This is a genomic window from Glutamicibacter arilaitensis Re117 (assembly GCF_000197735.1).
Classification (GTDB): domain Bacteria; phylum Actinomycetota; class Actinomycetes; order Actinomycetales; family Micrococcaceae; genus Glutamicibacter; species Glutamicibacter arilaitensis.
In genome coordinates this window covers 1,541,921-1,564,618 of sequence record NC_014550.1, presented here as the reverse complement: position 1 = coordinate 1,564,618, position 22,698 = coordinate 1,541,921, and the positions used below count along the sequence as shown (strand labels likewise).

The window sequence follows — 22,698 nt, the reverse complement described above, 5'->3', positions numbered from 1 at the left end:
TCGAAACAGAAGTAACCTCCAACCATGGTTGGAGGTCACTTCCGTTTACAAGCTGTGGCTACCTAGTATTTTCCGTCAATGATTCCGGCCCAGCTATCGCGTGAGGCAGAGTCTAGCAATCGGAAGTCTGCGAAGGTCTTCGAATCCCAGTAGGCGACAAACAGCGCATCTTCATTATCGAGATATCGGGCGACGTCCTTCAGCCATTCAGCACGCTGGGTGCCGTTAGGATCAGTCGGGATCAATCGGGTGCCGGTTTCGCCAATGGCAAATGGCTTGCCTGCATTCTTCGAGATCTCGACAACGTTTCCGAAGATGGATTCCGGTGAGGCGTAGGACTTTGGTCCTTCCTGGCTGGTGGCATCGTTGTATGGGTCCCAGCCCAGCACATCGATGACCGAATCACCGGCATAGTAATCTCGCCAATCACGATTCGAGCGAGGGTTAGCTGTCCATCCGGTCAGGATCAGGGTCGCATGCATATTTGGCTTGCAAGCCTGATCTGCCAGCTTGGCGATGCGCGCCCATGCGGCACGGTACTGGGCCGCGGTGAACTCTCCGGCTGCGATCTTAGGCTCGGGCTCGTGGAAGTAGGTCCAGTAAATCGTCTGGTCCGACGGAGCAGCATTAAACCAATTCAGTAGTGCCGCGTCGTGTTGTCCGGTAAGTACTTCAGCAGGATCAGGGCGGAAGGAAATCGAAATGGTCTTGTCTTCGATATATGGTGCCCGCTTGGACCAGCTGACAGGCATACCTGGATCAAATAGGCGAACGACTTCGGTATCGTCGTAGTTGGCATCCTGACGGGCCATGCTCTGTGCGAAGGTTTCCTTGGCACCAGTGGTCGAACCGCCAAGGCTGACTCCGAAGAGCGTACGATCGGTTTTCGGTGCTACATCGCATTTGTCGATCGGTTCCGGCTGGATCGGAGCAGGGGTGTCGGTGTTTTGCTCGGGCTTTTGGGTATCTTCTTCAACCGGTGCCGGGCCCTTTGGATCTTCTTCAACCGTTGCCGGGCCCTTTGGATCTTCTTCAACCGGAGCCGGGACAGGCTGGGTCGAAGCTGCATCTCGCTCAACCAGCTTTACGTCATCGATGATCAGGTTCTTACTCGGATCCAGCGACCACGCCAGCACGTTTAGATCCACAGTGCTTCCAGAAGTGGGCACTGTGAGGTCGAAGGAAACAGTCGTCCACGAGGTATCGTTCAGCCCAAAGGACTCGCCCACGATCTTGGTTTCTCCGTTGCCCACGATGCGGGTTCGTAGCTGCCCCCAGATTCCAGGATGTTCAGTCCGCACTCGCGCAGAAACTGTGTAGGACGCGTCCGCTTCAGTCGATTTAATCGTGTTGGTGATGTCGTTAAGGACTGCAGTTTTCGTTTCCGTCGTGCGCAGCTCTGCTACGGCACCCTGCGCATATTTGCGCACACTGAGCTTTTCGGTATTGGCATCATTTGTCCGCCACCCCTCGGTTCCGGCGTCAAATTTACCGTTGACCACGAGGTTTTTTGCTTCGTCTGGCTTAGCTGCTTGCGCGGCGGGGACCGCGCCCAATCCAGTGAGCAGACTTGCGGATGCAATGGTGACGAAGGTCTTCTTCAGCAACGAAGCGCCGGGCGCAGCCTGCTGGTATTTTGGTCGGGAAATGCTTGGGGTTGGTTCTTTCATGTATCTCCTGGCCATAGGCCGTCGGTACGCAGCGAACACGCCACGTATCAGCAAAAAGTGTCCATGCTCCCCAGCACGATTAAAAACTATACAACATTTTGATAACAATCTACGAGACTGAGCGTGTTGCTGGACAGGTTCTATGTGACCTTCGGGTTTGGATAGACCACTCCCGCAAGTCCTCCTGCGCCGCTCATCGGGCATCATCATAGTTCCAGACTTTTCCAGTCTGAGCTGAAGAAAGAGGACCTCGTCCGCAACGGTTTGCGCATGGCTTTCATTAAAGTTGCGTGGCAGGAATACGCGAAAGAAACAAATCTAGAACTTTTCATCACATTTCGTTTCCAATCTGCTCACGTTCCAAAGCATCTTCGCACATCGACCGCTCCCCCACCCTTGCTCCGCCTTAGAGAATTTCCCTGGACCTAGGTATAGCTATAGGCAGGGCGGTCCCGGACTAATTTCAGTCCGGGACCGCCCTGCCTATAAGCACATTGACGCTCCTGAATCCAAAGCCTTCGAGCTCTGGATCATTCCAGTAGCTCAGTAAGCTCCTTCAGGCTTGAGCATCACGCTCAGCGTCCTCCAGATGATTCGAAGGTCACTGCAAACGGTCCAGTTCTCCGCGTAGTACAGATCCAGCCGGATGCTCTCCTGCCAACTCAAATTAGACCGACCGCTGACCTGCCACAGCCCGGTCACACCAGGTTTGAGAAGCAAGCGTCGATTGGTATGTCCCTGGTACTTATCCACCTCAGTGAATAGCGGAGGTCTCGGACCAACCACGGACATCTCACCGCGCAGCACGTTCAGGAACTGCGGCAACTCATCCAGCGAATGCTTGCGCAACCACTTGCCGCAACGCGTTACTCGTGGATCGTTCTTCAGCTTGAACAGCGGGCCAGATCCTTCGTTCTGTTCCTGCAGCGTTGCCAGCTGTGTCTCAGCGTCTTCGACCATGGTTCTGAATTTGAACATCTTGAACGGACGGCCATCTTGACCGGCACGTTCCTGCAGGAAGAAGATCTTCCCCGGGCCATCGCGTCTAATCAGCAGTGCGATCAACGCGAAGATCGGAGCCAGCGCCAGCAACACCAGAGAGGAGAACAGCACATCGAAGCAGCGCTTCAGGAAATAACGTACCCCGGTGAATCTCGCGGGTTCCACATGATGCAATGCCATGCCATCCAACGGGCTGGTCCGCACTCTGCGATCGGCGATGCCGATCAACGAAGATGCGACGATCAACTTGGTCCCGGTACTTTCCAGGTTCCATCCCAAGTGCTGGAGTGCTTCGTTGCCACCGGTCAATGGGCCGGCCACAATAACTGAATCGGCGTTCAGCCTAGTCGCTTCAGTGTGTAGTGATTCCGCTCCAAAAATCACCGGCAGGGTCGGATCAGCGGCTCGGATGTCCACTTGCGCTTCCGGTTCCGATTGGCCATCAACCACTACGCCCACGACCCGATAGACCTGCCTGGTGCACTTGGAAATCTGGCGCAGTGCAAATGGCACATCTACCGCCTGACCGTAGAGCAGCACGTTGCTCAAGGCGTAACCATTGCGGCTTTGGCGCATCAGCCATTGCCTCCAGGTCCACCGACTTACCAGCAAAGCGCCTAGGCCCAGCGGTAATGAGTAGATCAGGAAGATTCGCAGGCTGTGCTGGCCGGTCAGTCCGATGGTTACTCCCAATCCACCGGCGAGCGCAGCCCAGGCGACTAACACAAATTTGTACTCCTGCAATCCGGCTGCCACGGTGCCAATGGTCTGGGTCTTGAATAGCCGCAGACTGGCCATCCAGGCAAGCGCCAGCAGCAGGCCGGCGATTGCGTAGTAGGCGGTGTTGCCTGTTGCCAGCAGCCCCAAGGCTGAGTTTTGCGCTACGGCCACAGCTGGCAAGGCAGCAACTGCCCCAACAATGAGAAGATCCGAGATGAACAGCCTGCGCAGATGCGCCCGTCCTTTTGATCTTTGACTCGAAGTGAAGTCGTTGGCCGCTGGACTCTTCTATGTCTGTCAAGCCGCAACCGGAACCTCGTCAGTCATTGTTGAAACACTGAATATTTTGAAGATGCGACGGGCCAGATATCGTTTAACGCATCGGCGGATTTCCCGATCGCTCTTGCCTTCGGCCCGCCGTTTTTCAACATATATTCGCGTCTCGTCGTCATAAGTCATTCGAGTGATCGCAGCCATATGCAGAGCAGAATTCAACGATCGATCCCCGCCTCGATTGAGTCGATGGCGGGTAGTGTTCCCCGATGACGCAGGAATCGGATTCACGCCAGCCAGGCAGGCAAAAGCCGCCTCATTGCGCACCCGGCCTTCATGGGACCATGCGACGAAGCACTTCGCCACCGTGATTGCCTTGAAGCCGGTCTCATCCAATAATGGTGCCGCTTCGCTGACCCTGACCAGTTCATCCAGTTGCTGCTCGTTGGCAGCAAGCTGTTGATCCAAATCCAGAATATGTTTGGCCAGCCGCACCGCTTCAGAGCGTGCAATTCTCATCGATAGCTCTTCTTCCCGTTCCCGCCACCGGCTGACCTCAGCGATCTGGCCACCGGTCAGCTTTTTTCGGGCGTCGATCCCCAAGCCGTTGCTGCGTACCATAGCGTTCAAGGCGTTGACCGACCTGGTGCGGTCCTTCGCCATCGAGCTGCGTGCCGTGACAAGGATGCGCAGACCCTGCCGAATTCCTTCATTCAGCCGCGGATGACGCAACTTGTCTACCGGCAGCGGCAGGGAAGCCATCGCCATGCGGTGGGCGTCCAAGGAATCGGTTTTTCCGACGCCGCGGTTCTGCTTTGTGCTCATGCGTGGGGCTTCGGTGACGGGGAATCCGTGGGCGGCCACGGTGCCGGCAAGGATTGCTGGCTCTTCAGGAATAAGAGTGTAACCACCTGAAACCAACACCCCGATTCCCGGGCATGTCGCCGAGCACGAAAAAGTCGAGGTCTTCCAGAAGAATGGAAGTTACTACACTAGCCATTTTCGAAAGACCTCGACGTTGCTCAATCCTACCTTCACCGCACCAGACCTCACCACTTTCACCAATCTTGACGGCTTGGGACTGACCGCAATCGGGCAACACCTGAGCGCAGCGAAAGCCGAAATCCTCTGCCACGTCACCAACCCGATCCCTTGGTGCCAAACCTGCGGAGCAGCAGGCATTCCACGCGATACCGTCACTCGCCGCCTCGCCCACGAACCATTGGGCTGGCGTCCCACTGTCCTAGTCATCAAACACCGCCGCTACCGTTGCGCCAATTGCCAACGAGTCTGGCGTGAAGAGCTGTCCCAAGCAGTAGCGCCACGCCAGAAAATCAGCAGGACCGGGCTACGCTGGGCGCTGGTTGGACTGGTCTGCCACCACTTGTCAGTCTCCCGAATTGCCGAAGGCCTCGGCGTCACCTGGAATACCGCCAATGAGGCTGTGCTGGCTGAAGGTCAACGCTTACTGATTGATGATCCAACCCGCTTCGACGGGGTCAAAGTGCTGGGAGTCGATGAACATGTTTGGCGGCATACCCGAACCGGCGACAAATACGTCACCGTGATTGTGGACCTCACCGCGGTGCGTGACGGCACCGGTACCGCACGACTGATCGACATGGTCCCTGGAAGATCCAAAGCTGTATTCAAAACCTGGCTGGCTGATCAAGAAGAACAATGGAAACAGGGCATTGAAGTCGTCGCAATGGACGGTTTCACCGGCTTCAAAACAGCTGCCGTCGAGGAGCTACCCCACGCGGTGGAGGTGTTGGATCCATTCCATGTAGTCAAACTAGGTTCCGAGGCGCTGGACCAGACCCGGCAACGGATTCAACGTGAGCAACATGGGCGTCGAGGACGCAAGGATGACCCGCTTTACAAGTGCAGGCGAACGCTGACCACGGGACTATCCTTGGCTACGGAAAAGCAGAAGACCAAGCTTGAAGACCTGTTCAAGGAGCCGGAGTATGAGCCGGTTCAATTGGTCTGGAGCGTGTATCAGAAGATGGTGGATGCCTACCGGCAACCGAAGCCCGAGGTCGGACGGTGGGCCTTGGAGCAACTGATCAACGAAGTTGGCACGAAGGTACCGAAAGGGTTGCCGGAGCTGAAAAAGCTCGGCGGCACCCTGCGCAGGAGGAAGACGGACATTCTCGCGTACTTTGATCATATTGGTAGTTCGAATGGTCCTACCGAGGCTTTGAATGGCAGGTTGGAGCATCTGCGAGGTATCGCGTTGGGGTTCAAGAATCTGGCGCACTATATCGCCCGGTCGTTGTTGGAGACCGGTGGGTTTAGACGGCGTTTACACCCTCAATCCTGAAGAGCCGGATTGCTCCGTACGTCGCAGCTCCTTCGATAACCCAGAGGGTGTCTGCGTTGCCTTCAGTGCGTCTCCCGACCCAGCTAATGGCTCGGCTGATGCCGGCCATGGTCACCGGAAAGGACTGAGTATCAAGTAGTGCGCCGTTGCTGGAATCAATGATGGCGTAGACATGATTGCGTGCGTGAGTGTCGACACCGACGACAAATGGATAAGAATGCGCGACGATAGATGCGGCGGTCACCGAATTTTCCTTTCCTGAATTTTCGTGGTTGGCCGTGACCGGCCGGTACCAGTCCGGGTAGGAGTCACGACGGAACAGAACTGTGATGGGTCACGACCCTAAAAGGGGTGGACATTCTTCTAATGAAGCTACCGTGGTGGGCCGGATTGGTCCCGGCCGACCCACCCCGAGTGGATGGACAAGTCCACCTGATGACACCCTTCGGGTCAGTTGTGTAATGAGCCACATCCAGGGGGGTGGGACGGCTGGTTCCTATCCTGCCAGCTAGTCCCAGACCAGCCACTTCAATACTCACAGACGTGTAAGTGTCCAACCGCTTAAGGTTCCGAGTTCCGATTCCCCTAACCTACTGCTAACTTGCGACATGGCTTGCTTCCACCTGGTGCAGCTTGAAGGTGGAGCAAGGGACGTTGCAAATCGGCAATACAACAAACATCATTTGTATTCCCCCAAGAAATATACAAGTTCCCCAAGCAAGTGAATCGGCCTTTCCCGGCTCTTCAGGATTGAGAGTGTAACCAAGGCCTAAACCCGCCAGTCTCCAGCAACGACCGTGCGATATAGTGCGTCAGATTCTTGAACCCCAACGCGATACCCCGCAAATGCTCTAACCGGCCATTGAGCGCTTCAGTAGGCCCATTTGAACTGCCGACGTGGTCAAAATACGCGAGGATGTCCGTCTTCCTCCGCCGCAGGGTGCCACCGAGCTTCTTCAGCTCCGGCAACCCCTTCGGGACCTTTGTGCCAACCCCGTTGATTAGTTGCTCCAACGCCCACCGCCCGATCTCTGGTTTCGGTTGCCGGTAGGCATCCACCATCTTTTGATACACGCTCCAGACCAGTTGAACCGGCTCATACTCCGGCGCCGTAAAAAGGTCCTCAAGCTTGGCTTTCTGCTTGTCAGTGGCTAAGGACAGCCCCGTGGTCAAGGTCCGACGGCACTTATACAGCGGGTCATCCTTGCGTCCCCGCCGGCCATGCTGTTCGCGCTGGACCCGCTGCCGGGTTTGATCCAGGGCCTCGGAACCCAATTTGACGACATGGAACGGATCCAAGACCTCCACCGCGTGGGGAAGCTCTTCGGCAGCTGCGGTTTTGAAGCCGGTGAACCCGTCCATCGCGACCACGTCAATGCCCTGCTTCCACTGGTCGTCTTGTCCGGCCAGCCAGGTCTTGAATACGGCTTTGGACCTTCCTGGAACCATATCCAGCAGGCGTGCGGTGCCGGTGCCATCGCGCACGGCGGTGAGATCCACGATGACGGTGACGTATTTGTCGCCGGTGCGGGTATGCCTCCATACGTGTTCGTCTACGCCTAAGACCTTGACGCCGGAAAACCGTGCAGGGTCATCGATCAGCAGGCGTTGGCCTTCAGCCAGCACTGCGTCGTTGGCGGTATTCCAAGTGACGCCGAGTCCTTCGGCGATCCGTGAGACGGAGAGGTGTTGGCAGACCAAACCGTTCAAGGCCCAGGCCAGGCCGGTCCTGCTGATTTTCTGGCGTTCCGGTGCAGCTCTGGACAGATCTTCACGCCACACCCGTTGGCAGTGGCCGCAGCGGTAGCGTCGGTGTTTGATGACCAGGACGGTCGGACGCCAACCGAAGGGTTGGTGGGCAAGTCTGCGGGTGACGGTATCCCTCGGTGTTCCTTCGCCCCCGCAGGTGCGGCACCACGGGTTCGGGGTGGTGACGTGGCAGAGGATCTCGGCTTTCGCTGCGCCCAGACACTGCCCAATCGCGGTGAGTCCTAAGCCATCAAGTCCGGTGAAAGTGGTGAGGTCTGGTTCGGTGAAGGTAGAATTGAGCAACGTCGAGGTCTTTCAAGAATGTTTGTGTGGTAACTTCCATTCTTCTGGAAGACCTCGACTTTTTCGCGTTTTGGCGACATGCCCGGGATCCCGGGTGTTGGTTTTAGGTGGCTACACTCTCAATCCTGAAGAGCCCCTTTCCCCAAAGTCCGATTCTCTAGTTGGCTTGAGCCTATGGTGCAATCAATGGCGGTGCACGAGTGCCTGACACCCAATTGGGCCTGGGTCTTCAAGTACGCCTACCCGAAATTCACTCGGATCGTACTTGCGCGCTGCCACCTGGATCTTCTTTCCGAGCATGGCAAAGGCTCCGTACCACGAGGCGAATATGCCTACTGGTACGGAGCCTGCGGTCAAAAGGAGCCGGCGACCGTGCTGGGGGCGATCCGTGAGGATCAACGAGCCGCCGGCCCCGTTCCGGGGTGAGGCTCGCTTTCCAGGCACTCTTCTCATGCCATAGCGGTCCGCACTCGTGAGAAACGAGAACATACACCTTGTTCGTCTGCTCCCGTGATTCACAATACGCACACTGCATTGGCTCCACACGGGTGGTACTTACTCCAAGATTGCGCGCACCCGGATGTTCTGCTCCGCTTTGATACCTACTCAGGAACTGATTTTCTTGAGTTCTGACCGCTCGTTGATTCCCAGTTTGGAGAAAACCCGATACAAATGACCTTCAACTGTCCGCTGAGAAAGAATCAGGTTCCGTGCAATCTGCGCATTATTCAACCCACGGCGCGCCAGATTCACAATCTCCGCTTCCCTGGATGTCAGCTCAGTCATGGCAAGTACTCTGGCCAGGTACTTGCCCGGGTCCATCTGATGCTGCTCGATCAGCTCCGTGGCTCGCCGCAGCAAGGCACCGCAGCGCCTCTGGTCACCGGCGGCAGCGTGGCGTTCAGCTGCCCGCGCCAGTGCTTCGACGGCCACCAGGTTCTCGCAACATTGCAATGCTTCGTCTGCAAGGTGTTCCAACGCTTCAGTGCCCTCGCTGATCCGCAGTTCCGCCAACCGCGACAGCAGGCGCGCTCTCGTGCCCTGTTGTTGTTTGGCCAGCATGCGCAAACTTGCGTGATCGGCGTTCTTGGATAGTTCATCGTCCGAGAGCTGCCGGACCTTGCTGAACAGGATTTCGCGGTGGATCAGCTGGAAGTCACGAATGCTTTCCCCCTCATAAGGGCTCTCAAGTGCGGCCGCGAATCCGCGAGCCAAGATCCGGTATTCCGATGATTCCTCGCCGAGCTGGCCAGATAGCGCAGACGCACCTTTGTCTTGGCTTTCATTCAGAGCCTGCTGGAGCGCTTCAGGCTGGGGCAGCCCGAAGCGGTATAGCAGCATGCGATACACGTTGCATGCCAATGCCAGTACCTGCGCTGTATCGAATGTGCGCAACTCGGTGATGGCTTCAGCCATCTTCTCGATTGCCTTGCGTACCCTTCCCTGAAGTAGTTCATGAATTCCGTCCAATAGTGCGACCGACCCACGGTAGTGGTGGATGATCCGCAGACGGTCCCCGCGATACTGTCCAATGAAGGCCTGTGCCTTCCCATACTCACCGGAGAACAGCAGGTTCCATCCGATGCGGAAGAACACGCGTACTTCGTACAAAGTACCCAATACAGCATGCTCCTTGAGCAGCTGCATCGCTGGGTATAGAACGTCTAAGGCATCATGGCACAAGCCTTCGCTAGTCAATCGGTCTCCGAGCGCTAACATGGCAATGATCCGCGCTTGGACGTTCAGATCGGGATCATCAAGGTAGTCGCGCATGTCTTGGACCTCTGGCAGCGTTCCGGAGGGCGTATTGATTCCGACCCAGAATTTGAGGACCCTTAAAGCGTCGGTGTGCAGTGCCAGGAATCGCTCGACTGCGGCTTTGTCCTCGTACCCTGCGGCAGCATCCTGCCACTTGTCCATGATGATCGCTGCTTCTTGGACATCGACCCCGATGCAGCTAGTTACCTCCAGCAACAGGGCATAGGCTTGGCCCAGCAAATCCAGGTCTGTCAGCTGGTCGATGAGCCGAAGCAGCTGGGCCCGTGCTGCGTAGTGCCGCCCTAGGCCCAAAAGCGCCTGAGCTTCCAGCAAGCCGCCTTCCTCGTGGTGCTGTGGCAGCTGCCCAAGAAGGCACAGGCGCAAAGCCACACGGAAATTCATCTCGGCAGCGGCCCCAGATGCACAGGCCAAGATTTGTTCGCTGGGAACTTCCACTCCTAATTCCAAGCACCATAGGATCTCACGTGCATTGGGTTCCATCCCCAGTGCAGACAGTGCCCTTGCCCAAAGCTCGTTCAGCTGAGCATTTTGCTGCACGGAAGCAAGTTCCCGGAAGGTACGTTGCAGCAGTTTAGAGCGCACCGAGACCGTTTCGCCGCGCACTTCCAGATCGCCGGAACTGAGCATCCTGCGATATGGAAGTGCGCACTCGTCGAGCAACGCCTTGTACTGAGGACCGGCCAACGCCAGAAGCAGCAGTGTACGTTCCTCTTCAGCCGTAACGAAACGGAAGAACTCACGACCTAGCGCCCGCAGACGTGCATCAACTTCGGGCAGCGCACGTGCAACCACCCAGAGTGGCTCATGAACGGCTTGATCTTGGAGCAGTGACGTGTCCTGGAACAAGGTACCCTGATCCATGCAAGATGCTACATAGGCTTCCACAAAGCGCGGATTTCCGCCGCTGACTCTCTCGATGATGCCAATTGAGCCTTCGCTGAGCTGTCGTCCCAGGATGCTCTGGGCAACTTGTCTTATGCCTTCGCGGTCAAGTGGCTGCATCTGGATCCGGGTGAAGGCGGGCAACTCGCCGAGAGAGGCCAACGGCGTGCCCTCTTCCAAGCTGCTTCCACCTAAGGCTAGGACTTTGACGACACCGTTTTCCACCAGCAAGGAGAGGATGAAGCAGCTTTGGGCGTCAAGATACTGCGCATCCTCCACCACCACGATGCGGGTTCCGGAAACGCTCGGTGACGCGAGCAGGGTTCGGTTCAGTTCGCGCAACACGGTCACTGGATTTTCGATGCTCTCAAGACCGCCAAGGTACGGCGACAAGGCTCCGTGAGGCACTTCGCTCAGCGAACGCGTGCAGTAGAGCCGCATCACCGGTTCTGGAAACCCCAGTGCTTGGAGGGCGGATTCAACCAAGGTAGTCTTGCCCATTCCCAACGCGCCGAGAATGACCGCTCCAGAAGGCTCGCTGCGTTTGAGTACCTGGATCAGCTCGGTATATTCACTTGGATGGGTCCGGTGCACCTGTAATTCTTGTGTCATCTGAGCCCTGCTGTGCCCTGGCTGGAACGATCCAGCGCGGTCAGTTCTTGTCGATTGCGAACTTGCAGCTTCGAATACACCTGGTAAAGGTGGCCTTCGATGGTACGAATTGATACTCCATTGGCCTTGGCGATCTCCGCATTCGATTTGCCCCCGATTGCCAGCTTGGCAATTTGCACTTCACGTTTGGTCAGTTCGCGCATCCAGGCCGGCCGGTACTCACCAGATTCCTCAAGCTCCGCAGCCATGCCACTGAATTGCGTTGCGTGCGAACGTTTGGATTCGTTGATAATCCGGGAAATCTTGCGTTGGTCCCTGATTTCTAGATTTGCAAAAATACGGTTGTTGGATGCCGTGGAGAACAAGACGTGGCCCAGCTTGGCCAGATCGCCCAAACCAGCAGCAGTGCAGGATGAATTTCCTGCCGCGATGGCCTTAGCGACCTGCGACATGCCTTCACCTACTGTTCCTTGGCACAGTGCGCTGGCGCGCAGGAAATCCGTTAGTGCTTCGCTGTCTCCAAGCCGAACCCGGTATCCCAATGTCAGTGACTCAAGCAGGGTATGGCTTTCACCCCGCATCTGAGTGGTGAAGTTCTTCAGCATGTCTAACGCCAGATCTGTCGCACCAATTTCGGCATGCGTCAACGCGGTAAAGATTTCTTGAACCCAGCGGTAGAAGTTCACTGGGACATCGACTGTCGGGTGGTACAAGCTGTTGCGTTCGAGCATCGCCGAGGCTTCATGACGTTGCCCAGAACGAGCTAGCTCATATGCTGTGATGGCGTTGATAATTGCTGGCAACAGTGGCCTCTGCCCGGCAGCCAGCTGTTCGCGATTCTTTTTCAGTACGGCCACGGCTCCATCAAGGTCATTGTCCAAGGCCAGCAGGATTCCGTACACGGTTTCTGAGAAGGTCACTGAAAGCGGGCTGCTGTAGAATCCGGAAGCCAGCTTCTTCGAACGTTCCAGTGCTAGGTTCCAATGTCCACTGAGCAATTCAGCTTGGAGCAACTCGAATTCGATATCCACCGCGTCTTCGGGATCGAAAGTAGATATTTGAGAGCTCATCAGATGGGTGTCTTTAAGCCTGCTGTCAACGTAGAGCGTCAGCTTCAAGGCATCCGCCTGACGCTGCCGGGCGGCCCATACCGAGGCCTGGACAGACAGGGCACGCAAGCGCAGGGATTCGTTCATCCAGTTGGCCGATTCAACGAGTTCCTGAGTGCTGGAAATATCGCTCTTCGTTCTGCTCATCTCGTCTTCGAGGTGGCTAACGAACTGGGCCAATAGGTCCAGTTCCTGAAGTGCAGCATCCAAGGCCTCATCTGGAGCATTCTTATCACGCGCTGCCATAGCCCCAGTCCGAGCCACTTCGATAACTTCGAAAGCCGGCTGGAATTGCGAGGTCATGGCCAAGGCCTTGACGTGCATGTCCACGATCTTCATCCGTGTCTTGGGATCAGCTGGCCATGCGTCAGGTCCGTAGCCAGTAGCTTGGTATCTCTTAGCCACAGCAATTTGCGCTTGATGGTCGTTCATGTCGCTCAGCGCCTGTACTTGAGCCAGCACCTGGGCCGCCAACGGGTCGGCGTGAAGCTGTTTGAGCAGTGCTTTCACCGATTCCTTTTTGTTTTCTTGCTCATCGGTGCGCACTAGAAGCGCAAGCAACGGGTTGCAGAGACCAACTCGGCGGCTTGCCCCGGGCAGGTACCTGACCTGGCCCCGGTTCAGCAGCACATCCAGTGATTCAGTCAGCTCGCAGAGGTGTATTCGTTCCAGCGTCACCGGTCCGCCCAAGGCAATAGCCAACATTAGATCATATTCGCGGGAGTCCAAGCCGCGAGTCATTAGCGAATAAAGCCCATGGGTGGCAGATCCTGTGCCGAACCCTGATAATTTCAGGATCCAGCTGCCATTGCGCTGCAACAGCTGCCCGTCGTCCCGCCAGCACTGGATTAACTTGGACATGAGTTCCCGGCTGCCACTGGTGAGGTAGCGAAGCACTGCCGAGCTGAAGGTTGAAGCTGGTCCGCCCAGCTCGGATTCCACAAACTGGTGTGTTTCCGCATTGTCCATGCGATGGATCAGCCGGTGCTTGATACGCCCGGAACGGTACAGCGCGAAAAGGTCTCCAGGCAGGTCTTGAATTTGCTCGCAAATCACGAAGAGCTTGATTTTGCCCATGGTGGCCAGTTGGGCCAGCAGCGAGCTGGATTCCTCGTCGATCAGCTCGGGGCGGCCGAGCATAACGGCGGCCGGCCGGTTTTCACTGCATAAGATACGTCCCAGCCCGTGGACCAGTTCATGCCGCGAGGTGTAGTCGTCCAGATCCAGCCGGGCAAGAAGGTATGACAACGCTCCCAACGGAACCTTGGTACCGAAGTTGCTGCCATTCAAGCGGATCAGCTGCGGTGGATTTTCGAGTTTTTCCATTCCGGCTTCTACCCAGGCACGTCTGCCGCTGCCCGGGGGCCCGGAAATCACTGCTCCCATGACGTGTTGATTGGAGAGGATCTTCTCCATCGTCAATTCAGGAATCCTCGACAATTCCTTCAAATAGTTTAGTTCGCTCCAATGCCCTAGCCCCAAGCTGGCATCGTTAAACGACGAAAAACGTGAATACTCCATTTTCAAACCGCCCCATTCGGTTCAAGTCCCCCAAATTACAGGTTGACCACTTTGTTCCACCTGCGTAATTGATCATCCTAGAACGAATCGATCTAGAAATCACGGGTTCAGCGCCAGAAAATGATCCTCAGTCACTTCTCAGAATATTCATCTGACAGACACATTTTAGGGGGTTGGTATACACCTATGAGCAGAGCACCCTAGGTTTCGATTTGACTTGGAACAAATTAGCTTTCGAATTAGCGCGAAGTGCGGCACTCCAAACAAGCATAGGCTTAGCGCAGGCAACTTGTTTCATACTCGAAATTCACTTGTTCCACGATTGTCACCCTCGGCAAGGCATCGCAAACCTTCCGTTGACTCTCGTTCCTGTTACTTTGCCTGCGCGAAAACGGCAAGTAGTACAGGCAGCATCAGCACTCCCCTACACCCGTCAATTGCGATTTAGATGTGCGAACTGGGAATGATGATCCACAACCTAATTAGCGCGCAGTGAGAAGAACAGGAAGCTCAAGAAAGCGTCGCGTTCGCGCAAAGCCTCAGGAATCACGCCTTCAGGCGCATCCTTGGCATACGGTGGCTCCCAGACGCGCGCAATGGCGAACCCGGCGGAGATCAGCGCCGTCATGGTGTCATGCAACGGACGATGCCAATAGGTCAGTTCGGCGGGCTTCCCGTTGAAAGTCACTTCATCGGTGTACCGGGTGAGCTGGAAGTAGTCCTGGCCGCGGTGGTTGAACGGATAGAGGATTGGGTGGTTCACCGACATGATCAACCGGCCGCCAGGCTTGAGCACGCGGCGGACTTCTTCCAAGGCATAGCTCCAGTCCGGCAGGTAGTGGAACACTAGCGAGGCAATGGCATCATCGAAGCTGTCATCTTCATATGGAAGCTGCTCGCCCAAGGTCGCTACTTTGATGTCTGATCCGCCGCCCAGCCGTTGGCGCGCCAGTTCCACCATCTCCTGGCTGGTGTCGAATCCTGAGACGGTGGCTCCGCGGCTGGTCAGTTGTTCCGCCAGGGGCCCTGCGCCGCATCCGATGTCCAGGATTTTGCGGCCAGCGACATCTCCGGCAAGTTCCAACGTTGCTGGACGCTCATAGTAGGCGTTAAGCATGCTGAATTCGTTCTCGTCGGCATAGTCCTTGGCGAAATCGTCGTAGTTGCTTTCCTGCGGCACCGGAATTCTCCTTCGTAGGGTTTTGCCCTAGCCTACAGATGATTTCAACCAACCATTGGGAATACACGCATCTGATCGGGTATCGTTCCGGAGCCAAACCACCGCAGCGTGCCGCATTCGGCATTGTCCATTCAAGCACTGGAGAACTCCATTACAGCAAGTGATTCGTTTTATTCAGCATTCGGTTTAGAATCAGCGTATGGGCCGATTCGGTGCCCATGCTCGCTCGAATTTCCATGGGGAGAAATTGAATAAACTAGTTCAGCGTTCGCTCGCAGTAATCGCTTCGGGAGCCCTTGTATTCTCAGGTGTCTCCGCGGCTGCGGCCGCTCCATTGCCAGCCAGCATTTCATCCGCCAGCGTCGTTGCTGCAAAGAAAAAGGCTCCGGCGGTAACCATCAAGAAAATTGGTACGAAAACTGTCAAGGGTTCGGCCAAAGCGACGATCAAGCCAAGCTATTCCAAGGCAAAGAACGTCAAGATCAAATCAGCATTGCTGAAGGTGGTCAAGGGCAAGAAGACCATCGCAAGCAAAAAGAAGTCCGTTAAGCTTGCAGCTGGCACCTACAAGGTAACCACCACGGTCAAGTACCAGCTCAAGGGCAAGACCTCGACGGTCAAGAAGACGCAAACCTTGCTGGTAAAGAAAGCGGCGGCCAAACGTTCCGTGAAGATGAACGGCAAGGCAAAGAACTGCCCTGCGGGATACCCGGTCAAGGGCAATCGCACAGGCAGCCAGAAAGAATGGAAGTACCACGTCAAGGGCCAGCGCTTCTACGACATCACCAAGCCTGAAGAATGCTTCAAGACTGGATCCGATGCACGCAAGGCCGGCTACCGGGCTTCGAAGATCTAAGCTACCTAGCCAGAGTCATCCAACTAGCTGAAAATCGACCTCGGCTGATTCCCGCATGGGAATCAGCCGAGGTCGATTTCTTGAACATGACGCAAGTTTCCCTTACGCGAAAGCAGCTGGCTCCAAACGATATTCCTATCGTTTGGAGCCAGCTGCTTTCAGATAATAAAGCTAGTTCTCAGCTCGCGATTAGCGGGCTACGGAACCATCTACGTAGTCATCCGAGGATGCATCCGAGATCCAGGAGAACAGCGAGCGCAGTTCGCGGCCGGTGGTCTCGATTGGGTGCGCTTCACCCTTGGCACGCAGTTCCTTGAATTCTGGAGCGCCTGCCTTCTGGTCTTCCATGAAGCGGTTTGCGAAAGCACCGGACTGGATGTCAGCCAGGACAGCCTTCATGTTTTCCTTCACCTCTGGGGTGATGACGCGTGGGCCGGAGACATAGTCGCCGTACTCAGCGGTGTCGGAGATGGACCAACGCTGCTTGGCGATGCCACCTTCCCACATCAGGTCAACGATCAGCTTCAGCTCGTGCAGCACCTCGAAGTAGGCGATTTCTGGCTTGTAGCCAGCTTCGGTCAGGACTTCGAAGCCGTACTGGACCAGCTGGGAGGTACCGCCGCAGAGCACAGCCTGCTCGCCGAACAGGTCGGTTTCGGTCTCTTCGGTGAAGGTGGTCTCGATAACGCCGGCACGGGTGCCGCCGATGCCTGCTGCGTAGGACAGAGCCAGTTCCTTGGCGCCGCCGGTGAAGTTCTGCTCCACTGCGATCAGGTCCGGGATACCGCGGCCAGCTTCGAATTCGCGGCGTACGGTGTGACCTGGCGCCTTTGGAGCAACCAGTGCCACGTCAACGTTGGCTGGTGGCTGGATGAAGCCGAAGCGGATGTTGAAGCCGTGGCCGAAGAACAGTGCGTTGCCCTCTTCGAGGTGCTCTGCGATCGACTCGGTGTAGACCTGGGCCTGGACCTGGTCCGGGGTCAGGATCATGATGACATCTGCCCAAGCAGCTGCCTCGGCAACGGTAGCGACCTTCAGGCCTTCGGCTTCAGCCTTGGCACGGGACTTCGAGCCCTCAGCCAGGCCGACGATAACCTCGACACCCGAGTCGCGCAGGCTCAGTGCGTGGGCGTGGCCCTGGGAGCCGTAGCCAATGACAGCTACCTTCTTGCCCTGGATGATCGAGAGGTCTGCGTCGTCTTCGTAATACAGATCAGCCACTGTAATTCTCCTTATTTGTGCTTCTGATAAAGAAGTCTTGTGCTTAGGCACTTTTGCTTTTCTTCTAAGCTAGGTGCCAAGTATCTAAATTTTGTAGTTCGTGTCTCTTGAAGTCGTGGTGCGCTTAGGCGGACAGCGTCTTCAAGGCACGGTCGCTCATAGACTTCGATCCGCGTCCCACAGCCAGCGTGCCGGCCTGGACGATTTCACGAATGCCAAATGGCTCAAGTACTGCCAGCAGCGCATCGATCTTCGCTGCGTTGCCGGTGGCCTCAACCACCAGCGAATCGGTGGAAACGTCGATCACCGAGGCACGGAAGAGTTCCGCGGCCTGGGTCACCTGCAGGCGCGTAGCCGCATCAGCGCGCACCTTGATCATGATGTGGTCGCGCTGTACCGAGGTTTCCGGCAGCAGTTCCACGATCTTGATGACGTTGACCAGCTTGTTCAGCTGCTTGGTCACCTGCTCCAGGGAATCCCCCTCGACGTCCACCACCACGGTCATGCGGCTGATGCCGGGAATTTCCGTGGGGCCTACAGCCAGCGAGTGGATGTTGAAGGCACGGCGGGCAAAAAGGCTGGCGACGCGGGTCAGCACGCCAGGAACGTCTTCTACCAGTACCGAAAGCGTATGCTTTGCCATGTTCTAGTCCTCATCTTCCCATTCAGGGGTCATGCCGCGGGCAATCTGGATCTGGTCATTGCTGACACCCGATGGGACCATTGGCCACACCATGGAATCGGCCGAGACCACGAAGTCGATGACTACCGGGCGGTCATTGATCTGAAGTGCCTGCTGGATGGTGGCATCGATATCCTCATCGCGTTCGCAACGCAGGCCCACGCAACCGTAGGCATCTGCCAGCTTCACGAAGTCCGGGATGCGGGCGGTGCCGTGTCCAGTGTTCAAATCGGTGTTCGAGTAGCGGCCATCGTAGAACAGGGTCTGCCACTGGCGTACCATGCCCAGCGAAGAGTTGTTGATGATGGCAACCTTGATCGGGATCTGGTTGATCACGCAGGTGGCCAGCTCTTGGTTGGTCATCTGGAAGCAACCATCACCGTCAATAGCCCACACCACGCGGTCCGGCTGCGCTACCTTGGCACCCATTGCTGCGGGTACCGAGTAGCCCATGGTGCCCAGGCCTGCGGAGTTCAGCCATGAGCGCGGGCGCTCGTACTTGACGAACTGCGCGGCCCACATCTGGTGCTGGCCTACGCCTGCCACATAAACGCCTTCAGGACCGGTCAGCTCGCCGATGCGCCCGATGACGTTCTGCGGAGCCGAGAGTCCATCATGGGTTTCGGTGTAGCCGATTGGGTAGGTTTCGCGCAGGCGGTTGAGCAGTCCCCACCAGCCGGTCAGATCCTGCGGGGCTTCATTTTCAAAGCGGGTGGCGCAGGCTTCATGCAGCTGCGGGATGATTTCATCCAGCGAGCCCACGATAGGCACATCGGCCACGCGGTTCTTCGAGATTTCAGCAGGGTCGATATCGGCGTGGATTACCTTGGCGTTTGGCGCGAAGGACGAGAGCACGCCGGTGACGCGGTCATCGAAGCGGGCACCGAGGGTAATCAGCAGGTCCGACTGCTGCAGTGCGGTCACTGCAGAAACGGCCCCGTGCATGCCTGGCATGCCTACGTGCTGCTGGTGCGAGTCCGGGAAGGCGCCGCGTGCGGTCAGCGTGGTGACCACTGGAGCGTTGATGAATTCTGCGAATTCCTTCAGCTGCTCATGGGCATTGGCCTTGATCACGCCGCCCCCGACGTACAGCACCGGGCGGGTTGCCGAAGCGATGAGCCTTGTAGCTTCACGCAGCTGCTTGTTGTGTCCGCGGGTGACCACGCGGTAGCCAGGCAGGTCGACCTTTGGCGGCCATGAGAAGGTCATGTCCGCAGTCTGGGCATCCTTGGTGATATCCACCAGCACCGGACCGGGACGACCGGTCTGTGCCAGGTAGAAAGCGGCTGCCAGCGTCTGCGGAATATCTTCTGGGTTGGTGACCAAGAAAGCGTGCTTGGTAATCGGCATCGTAATGCCGACAATGTCTGCTTCCTGGAACGCGTCAGAGCCAATGAATGCGCTATTGACCTGACCGGTGATTGCCACCATTGGCACCGAGTCCATATTGGCATCGGCCAGTGCGGTGACGAGGTTGGTTGCGCCTGGACCGGAAGTGGCGATGCAGACGCCCACTTCCCCGCTCACCATAGCGTAACCCTGTGCGGCATGGCCGGCACCCTGTTCGTGGCGGACCAAGACGTGGTTGATCTTGGTCGAATCCATCAGTGGATCATAGGTGGGAAGGATGGCCCCACCTGGTAATCCGAAGACGTCTTTGACGCCCAGTTCTTCCAGCGAGCGGACGATGGCTTGTGAGCCCGTCATCTGTGTGGGAGCAACGATATTATTCGGACCCTGTACCGGGTTCGAAGCCTCCACAACGGAAGAGACAGCGGCGGGGGCATCCTTGGTTCGATTGATTGACTTCGCAACCGACGCCGGATTGGCGGGTGTTGAGTTGCTCATCGGGATCCTTTCCATTTCTATCTCTTCGTTTACGCATAAAAAACGCCCCGCGGCCGTCACGATTGACGAAAGGGGGCTTGCGCGTTACCGATGCACTATCCGTTCTCTTGGATAGCGGCTCAGGCTCCGCGCCTGATAACTAGTAGTACATCGGTGCTTGTTTGCATGCCTCTAGTTTTCTCCACCTCACGGCAAAGAGCAACTAGACACCCTGTTTATCTCATTATATGAGATAGATGTCCAAAGGTTGGACGTAGTAATACGTTCAACCTTCAGCATTTTCGTTCAACTGGCCCTAAACGCACCAGTCGAAACGAGGTTTACCGGCGACCAGCACCAGTTGCCGCGCGGAAGCCGCCTATCGTCCAGGCCGCTTCGCTTACAGCGTTGATCCAAGAGATGCATGAATCGCACCAATGACCACACGGGATCATGGCATGAAGCATGGATTAGCATCCTGGCTCATAATTTCCATTCTAGGAGTCAATATGACCAATCAGATAACCCATGACGTGTCGATGACATATTTCGATAAAAGGGGTATCCATTTAGTGGCCGAAGGAAAAACGCTATTCTAGCGTTGCCCGAGGTGATCGCCACGGCCGCTCCGAGGCCTCCCGCTCCATCGACCCGGGCAGGGCATGCGGTCCGGAAACACCGCGAGGATGAACCGCCTTCGGCTCCGGCTTACGCACCAGGTTCCGATAGGTTACTGGACCTCGCTTCACTGCGCGCTCGAGCAAGCGCATGAACACAAGTCCCCGATGGGTACTGTGCCTACGGTTGAACCGAAAAACGAACTCATCCAGATACTCCTGCAAGTGCCCCACGCTGCCCGACCCCTGGTAGGTCCCTTCGATCATCCTTTTCACCAACGCAAACAATCGGTGCACTGCCGGGAGGGAAGCATGCGCTTCAAGCCCTGATTTCCAGACACTCACCGGTTCATGCGCATACCCTTCCACCGCGTTTCGATATCCCCTCCACCCGTCAGAAACAATCGTGGAGCCAGGAGCAATATTCGCGGTGATGAACTCACGCAACGATGCTGCCGAGGCATCAGGGATGATCGCCAGCCGCGCTCGCCCCCACCCATCATCTGCAATTTCAATCGCGCCCGCCACCAGAGTCTTTCCTGCCGCACCACGTCCTGTGCGACCAGGGCGATGGCCACCGAAGAAACTTTCATCGACTTCGACCCGCCCAGAGAGCAACGAGCTGTCTTGCGTGCTCATGACACTACGCAACTTGCCCAGCATGCTCCAGGCAGTCTGATACGAAGATATTGGCAGCACACGGTGCAGATGCGCCGCGCAGACTCCGCTTTTTCCTGCGGTCATCAACCACGCGGTTTGGAACCACACGGTCAGCGGCGTGCGGGTCTTGTCGAAGATGGTGCCAGCGGTAGCAGAGAAGCGGTACCAGCACTTCTTGCAGCGAAAGCGATTATCAGGCTCGTTGTTCACGAACGCGCTAAGGCATCGAGGGCAACAGATCCCCTCCGGCCAGCGTAGCCACTGCAAGTAGTCCACGCAGGATTCATCGTCGGAAAACCAAGCAAGCAGCTGGGCAAGATCTGCCGGGTAGTCCCGCCCGGCCAGCGGTCGGTTTCCTGTCGATTCAGGGGTAGGCTGAGTCATGACGAACACCCCTCCACGGTGTGTAGTCCATGCTCCCGGCTGTTGACGCAGCGCGGGAGTTTCTTAGCTTCTGATCGTACTCCTGATATCGGCCACTAAATGGATACCCCTTTTCGATAAATGATGCGACTGATCAAATTGTCCAAAGTTATCGGTAGAATAGGAGGTATGGACAACCGCCCAGACGAAAATCCAACCGAGCAGATCAAGGCCCGCCTCCATGCGGCCTTCGACTCGCAGATCCCCAACTTCGCCAGCTACAACCTCGTGGCAGGCACCGGCGTCGCCGGTTCCGGAGGGCTCAAGGTCATTGGATATCGACGCCAACCAGCTGAACTGATCATTGCGCCAGTCAACGCAAACAGCTTGGAATCATCTGAAGACGCCATCAATATCAACAACACGAACGTGAACCAGCTGGCCGAGCTCAGCGATGGCGGCTATGAAGTAGCAATTTCTTCGGGCCGCGTGTTCCGCTTCAACATCCCCGAAGCGCCAAGTGTGGACTTCCACGTAGACGACGCGGTCAGCATCGGCGCCACTATCGACCAGAAGTCGGATGCAGAAGACTTCGCTGATTTCATGGATCACTTCATGAACACCATCGAAGGCACTGAAAACTTCGTCTAGCCAATAAACGACTTTCCAAAAGCAAAAGGTCCTCTGGCCACCAGGTTCATATTTGAACCTGGTGGCCAGAGGACCTTTTTTGCGCACAGCACTTCCGGCGCCTGCCCCGGCACCAGCACGCTCCGGCAGAACTGGCAGTTTCCGGGCCGGGCCGGCCTAGCTACGCGGCGTAGAGTGCGATGCCCTTTGCCTGCATGACCAGCCACGGGCTGAAGGCCCACGGAGTGGCGCGCAGGGCTTGGCCGAGCTTTGCCGGATCCACCCAGCAGTAGTCCATGACTTCATCCGGGTTTGCGGTGATTTCGCTGTCGATAACTGCAGTGAAAACCGGGCAGATTTCGTTTTCCACGATTCCCGAGGCATCCACGGCCCGATAGCGGAAGTCCGGCAACGCCGGCTCGATAGTCGAGACCTTGAAACCGAGTTCGTGCATCGCATGGCGCGCAATGGCCTCTTCAAAGCTTTCACCGGGCTGCGGATGCCCGCAGAAGGAGTTCGTCCAAACTCCTGGCCAGGTCACCTTGGACAGCGCACGGCGCGTCACCAGTACTTCGCCTGCTTCATTGCGCACATGGCAGGAGAATGCCTGATGCAGCACGGTATCGGTGGTGTGAACCAATTCTTTCGGGCAGGTGCCAATCCGCTGGCCTTCCTCCGAAAGCAAAATGACGTCCATTGAATTCCTTGTATCCCCA

The 22,698-nt window shown here is 56.7% G+C and carries 14 protein-coding genes and 2 pseudogenes; 3 read left to right on the top strand and 13 right to left on the bottom strand.

Annotated features, from left to right (window positions below; all coding sequences use genetic code 11):
- Positions 1-62: 62 nt before the first annotated feature.
- The 3 genes and pseudogenes from AARI_RS18550 to AARI_RS07605 all read right to left on the bottom strand — a co-directional run.
- The gene (locus AARI_RS18550; protein WP_013348738.1) at positions 63-1,670 is read right to left on the bottom strand and encodes a carbohydrate binding domain-containing protein; all 1,608 of its coding nucleotides are present in this window, start codon (positions 1,668-1,670) and stop codon (positions 63-65) included.
- A 543-nt stretch (positions 1,671-2,213) separates the two neighbouring features.
- Positions 2,214-3,563: a sugar transferase gene (locus tag AARI_RS07610; protein WP_231849477.1), complete on the bottom strand. Its 1,350-nt coding sequence runs from the start codon at positions 3,561-3,563 to the stop codon at positions 2,214-2,216.
- A 126-nt stretch (positions 3,564-3,689) separates the two neighbouring features.
- A pseudogene (locus AARI_RS07605) lies at positions 3,690-4,547 on the bottom strand (transposase); the annotation flags it as partial.
- 136 nt (positions 4,548-4,683) lie between these two features.
- Here AARI_RS07605 and AARI_RS07600 point away from each other — a divergent pair.
- Positions 4,684-5,991: an ISL3-like element ISAar19 family transposase gene (locus tag AARI_RS07600; protein ID WP_013347368.1), complete on the top strand. Its 1,308-nt coding sequence runs from the start codon at positions 4,684-4,686 to the stop codon at positions 5,989-5,991.
- 7 nt (positions 5,992-5,998) lie between these two features.
- Here AARI_RS07600 and AARI_RS07595 read toward each other — a convergent pair.
- The 5 genes and pseudogenes from AARI_RS07595 to AARI_RS07570 form a co-directional block, all read right to left on the bottom strand.
- A pseudogene (locus AARI_RS07595) lies at positions 5,999-6,235 on the bottom strand (IS110 family transposase); the annotation flags it as partial.
- A 500-nt stretch (positions 6,236-6,735) separates the two neighbouring features.
- Complete coding sequence (locus AARI_RS07590) at positions 6,736-8,043, bottom strand: ISL3-like element ISAar20 family transposase (RefSeq protein WP_013348736.1); 1,308 nt, start codon at positions 8,041-8,043, stop codon at positions 6,736-6,738.
- 606 nt (positions 8,044-8,649) lie between these two features.
- Entirely contained in the window at positions 8,650-11,316 is a 2,667-nt protein-coding gene (locus tag AARI_RS07580) for a helix-turn-helix domain-containing protein (protein ID WP_013348734.1), read from the bottom strand.
- On the bottom strand, positions 11,313-13,751 hold the full coding sequence (locus tag AARI_RS07575) for a helix-turn-helix transcriptional regulator (protein WP_157867116.1): 2,439 nt from the start codon (positions 13,749-13,751) through the stop codon (positions 11,313-11,315). The genes AARI_RS07580 and AARI_RS07575 overlap by 4 nt, the downstream gene beginning before the upstream one ends.
- A 673-nt stretch (positions 13,752-14,424) precedes the next feature.
- The gene (locus tag AARI_RS07570; RefSeq protein WP_013348732.1) at positions 14,425-15,126 is read right to left on the bottom strand and encodes a class I SAM-dependent methyltransferase; all 702 of its coding nucleotides are present in this window, start codon (positions 15,124-15,126) and stop codon (positions 14,425-14,427) included.
- Between the two features lie 247 nt (positions 15,127-15,373).
- Here AARI_RS07570 and AARI_RS07565 point away from each other — a divergent pair, with 247 nt between their 5' ends.
- The gene (locus tag AARI_RS07565; RefSeq protein ID WP_041649615.1) at positions 15,374-15,982 is read left to right on the top strand and encodes a sunset domain-containing protein; all 609 of its coding nucleotides are present in this window, start codon (positions 15,374-15,376) and stop codon (positions 15,980-15,982) included.
- A gap of 189 nt (positions 15,983-16,171) precedes the next feature.
- Here the strand turns inward: AARI_RS07565 and ilvC are convergent, their stop codons facing one another.
- The 4 genes from ilvC to AARI_RS07545 form a co-directional block, all read right to left on the bottom strand.
- Positions 16,172-17,203: a ketol-acid reductoisomerase gene (gene ilvC, locus AARI_RS07560; RefSeq protein ID WP_013348730.1), complete on the bottom strand. Its 1,032-nt coding sequence runs from the start codon at positions 17,201-17,203 to the stop codon at positions 16,172-16,174.
- 124 nt (positions 17,204-17,327) lie between these two features.
- On the bottom strand, positions 17,328-17,846 hold the full coding sequence (ilvN, locus tag AARI_RS07555; protein WP_013348729.1) for an acetolactate synthase small subunit: 519 nt from the start codon (positions 17,844-17,846) through the stop codon (positions 17,328-17,330).
- A 3-nt stretch (positions 17,847-17,849) separates the two neighbouring features.
- Entirely contained in the window at positions 17,850-19,733 is a 1,884-nt protein-coding gene (locus tag AARI_RS07550; protein ID WP_041648652.1) for an acetolactate synthase large subunit, read from the bottom strand.
- Positions 19,734-20,302: 569 nt separating this feature from the next.
- Positions 20,303-21,373 carry an IS1595-like element ISAar1 family transposase gene (locus AARI_RS07545; RefSeq protein ID WP_013348727.1) on the bottom strand — a complete coding sequence of 357 codons (1,071 nt, stop codon included), beginning with the start codon at positions 21,371-21,373 and terminating at the stop codon, positions 20,303-20,305.
- Positions 21,374-21,541: 168 nt separating this feature from the next.
- Here AARI_RS07545 and AARI_RS07540 point away from each other — a divergent pair, with 168 nt between their 5' ends.
- Complete coding sequence (locus AARI_RS07540; protein WP_013348726.1) at positions 21,542-22,003, top strand: hypothetical protein; 462 nt, start codon at positions 21,542-21,544, stop codon at positions 22,001-22,003.
- Between the two features lie 160 nt (positions 22,004-22,163).
- Here the strand turns inward: AARI_RS07540 and idi are convergent, their stop codons facing one another.
- A complete protein-coding gene (gene idi, locus AARI_RS07535; protein WP_013348725.1) occupies positions 22,164-22,679 on the bottom strand; it encodes an isopentenyl-diphosphate Delta-isomerase in 516 nt (171 codons plus the stop codon).
- Positions 22,680-22,698 lie beyond the last annotated feature (19 nt).

Bases quoted from the DNA above. Each gene is read 5' to 3' on its own strand.
- AARI_RS07575 (WP_157867116.1), bottom strand. From the start codon at position 13,751: ATGGAAAAACTCGAAAATCCACCGCAGCTGATCCGCTTGAATGGCAGC.
- AARI_RS07545 (WP_013348727.1), bottom strand. From the start codon at position 21,373: ATGACTCAGCCTACCCCTGAATCGACAGGAAACCGACCGCTGGCCGGG.
- AARI_RS18550 (WP_013348738.1), bottom strand. From the start codon at position 1,670: ATGAAAGAACCAACCCCAAGCATTTCCCGACCAAAATACCAGCAGGCT.
- idi (WP_013348725.1), bottom strand. From the start codon at position 22,679: ATGGACGTCATTTTGCTTTCGGAGGAAGGCCAGCGGATTGGCACCTGC.
- ilvN (WP_013348729.1), bottom strand. From the start codon at position 17,846: ATGGCAAAGCATACGCTTTCGGTACTGGTAGAAGACGTTCCTGGCGTG.
- AARI_RS07550 (WP_041648652.1), bottom strand. From the start codon at position 19,733: ATGAGCAACTCAACACCCGCCAATCCGGCGTCGGTTGCGAAGTCAATC.
- AARI_RS07580 (WP_013348734.1), bottom strand. From the start codon at position 11,316: ATGACACAAGAATTACAGGTGCACCGGACCCATCCAAGTGAATATACC.
- AARI_RS07540 (WP_013348726.1), top strand. From the start codon at position 21,542: ATGGACAACCGCCCAGACGAAAATCCAACCGAGCAGATCAAGGCCCGC.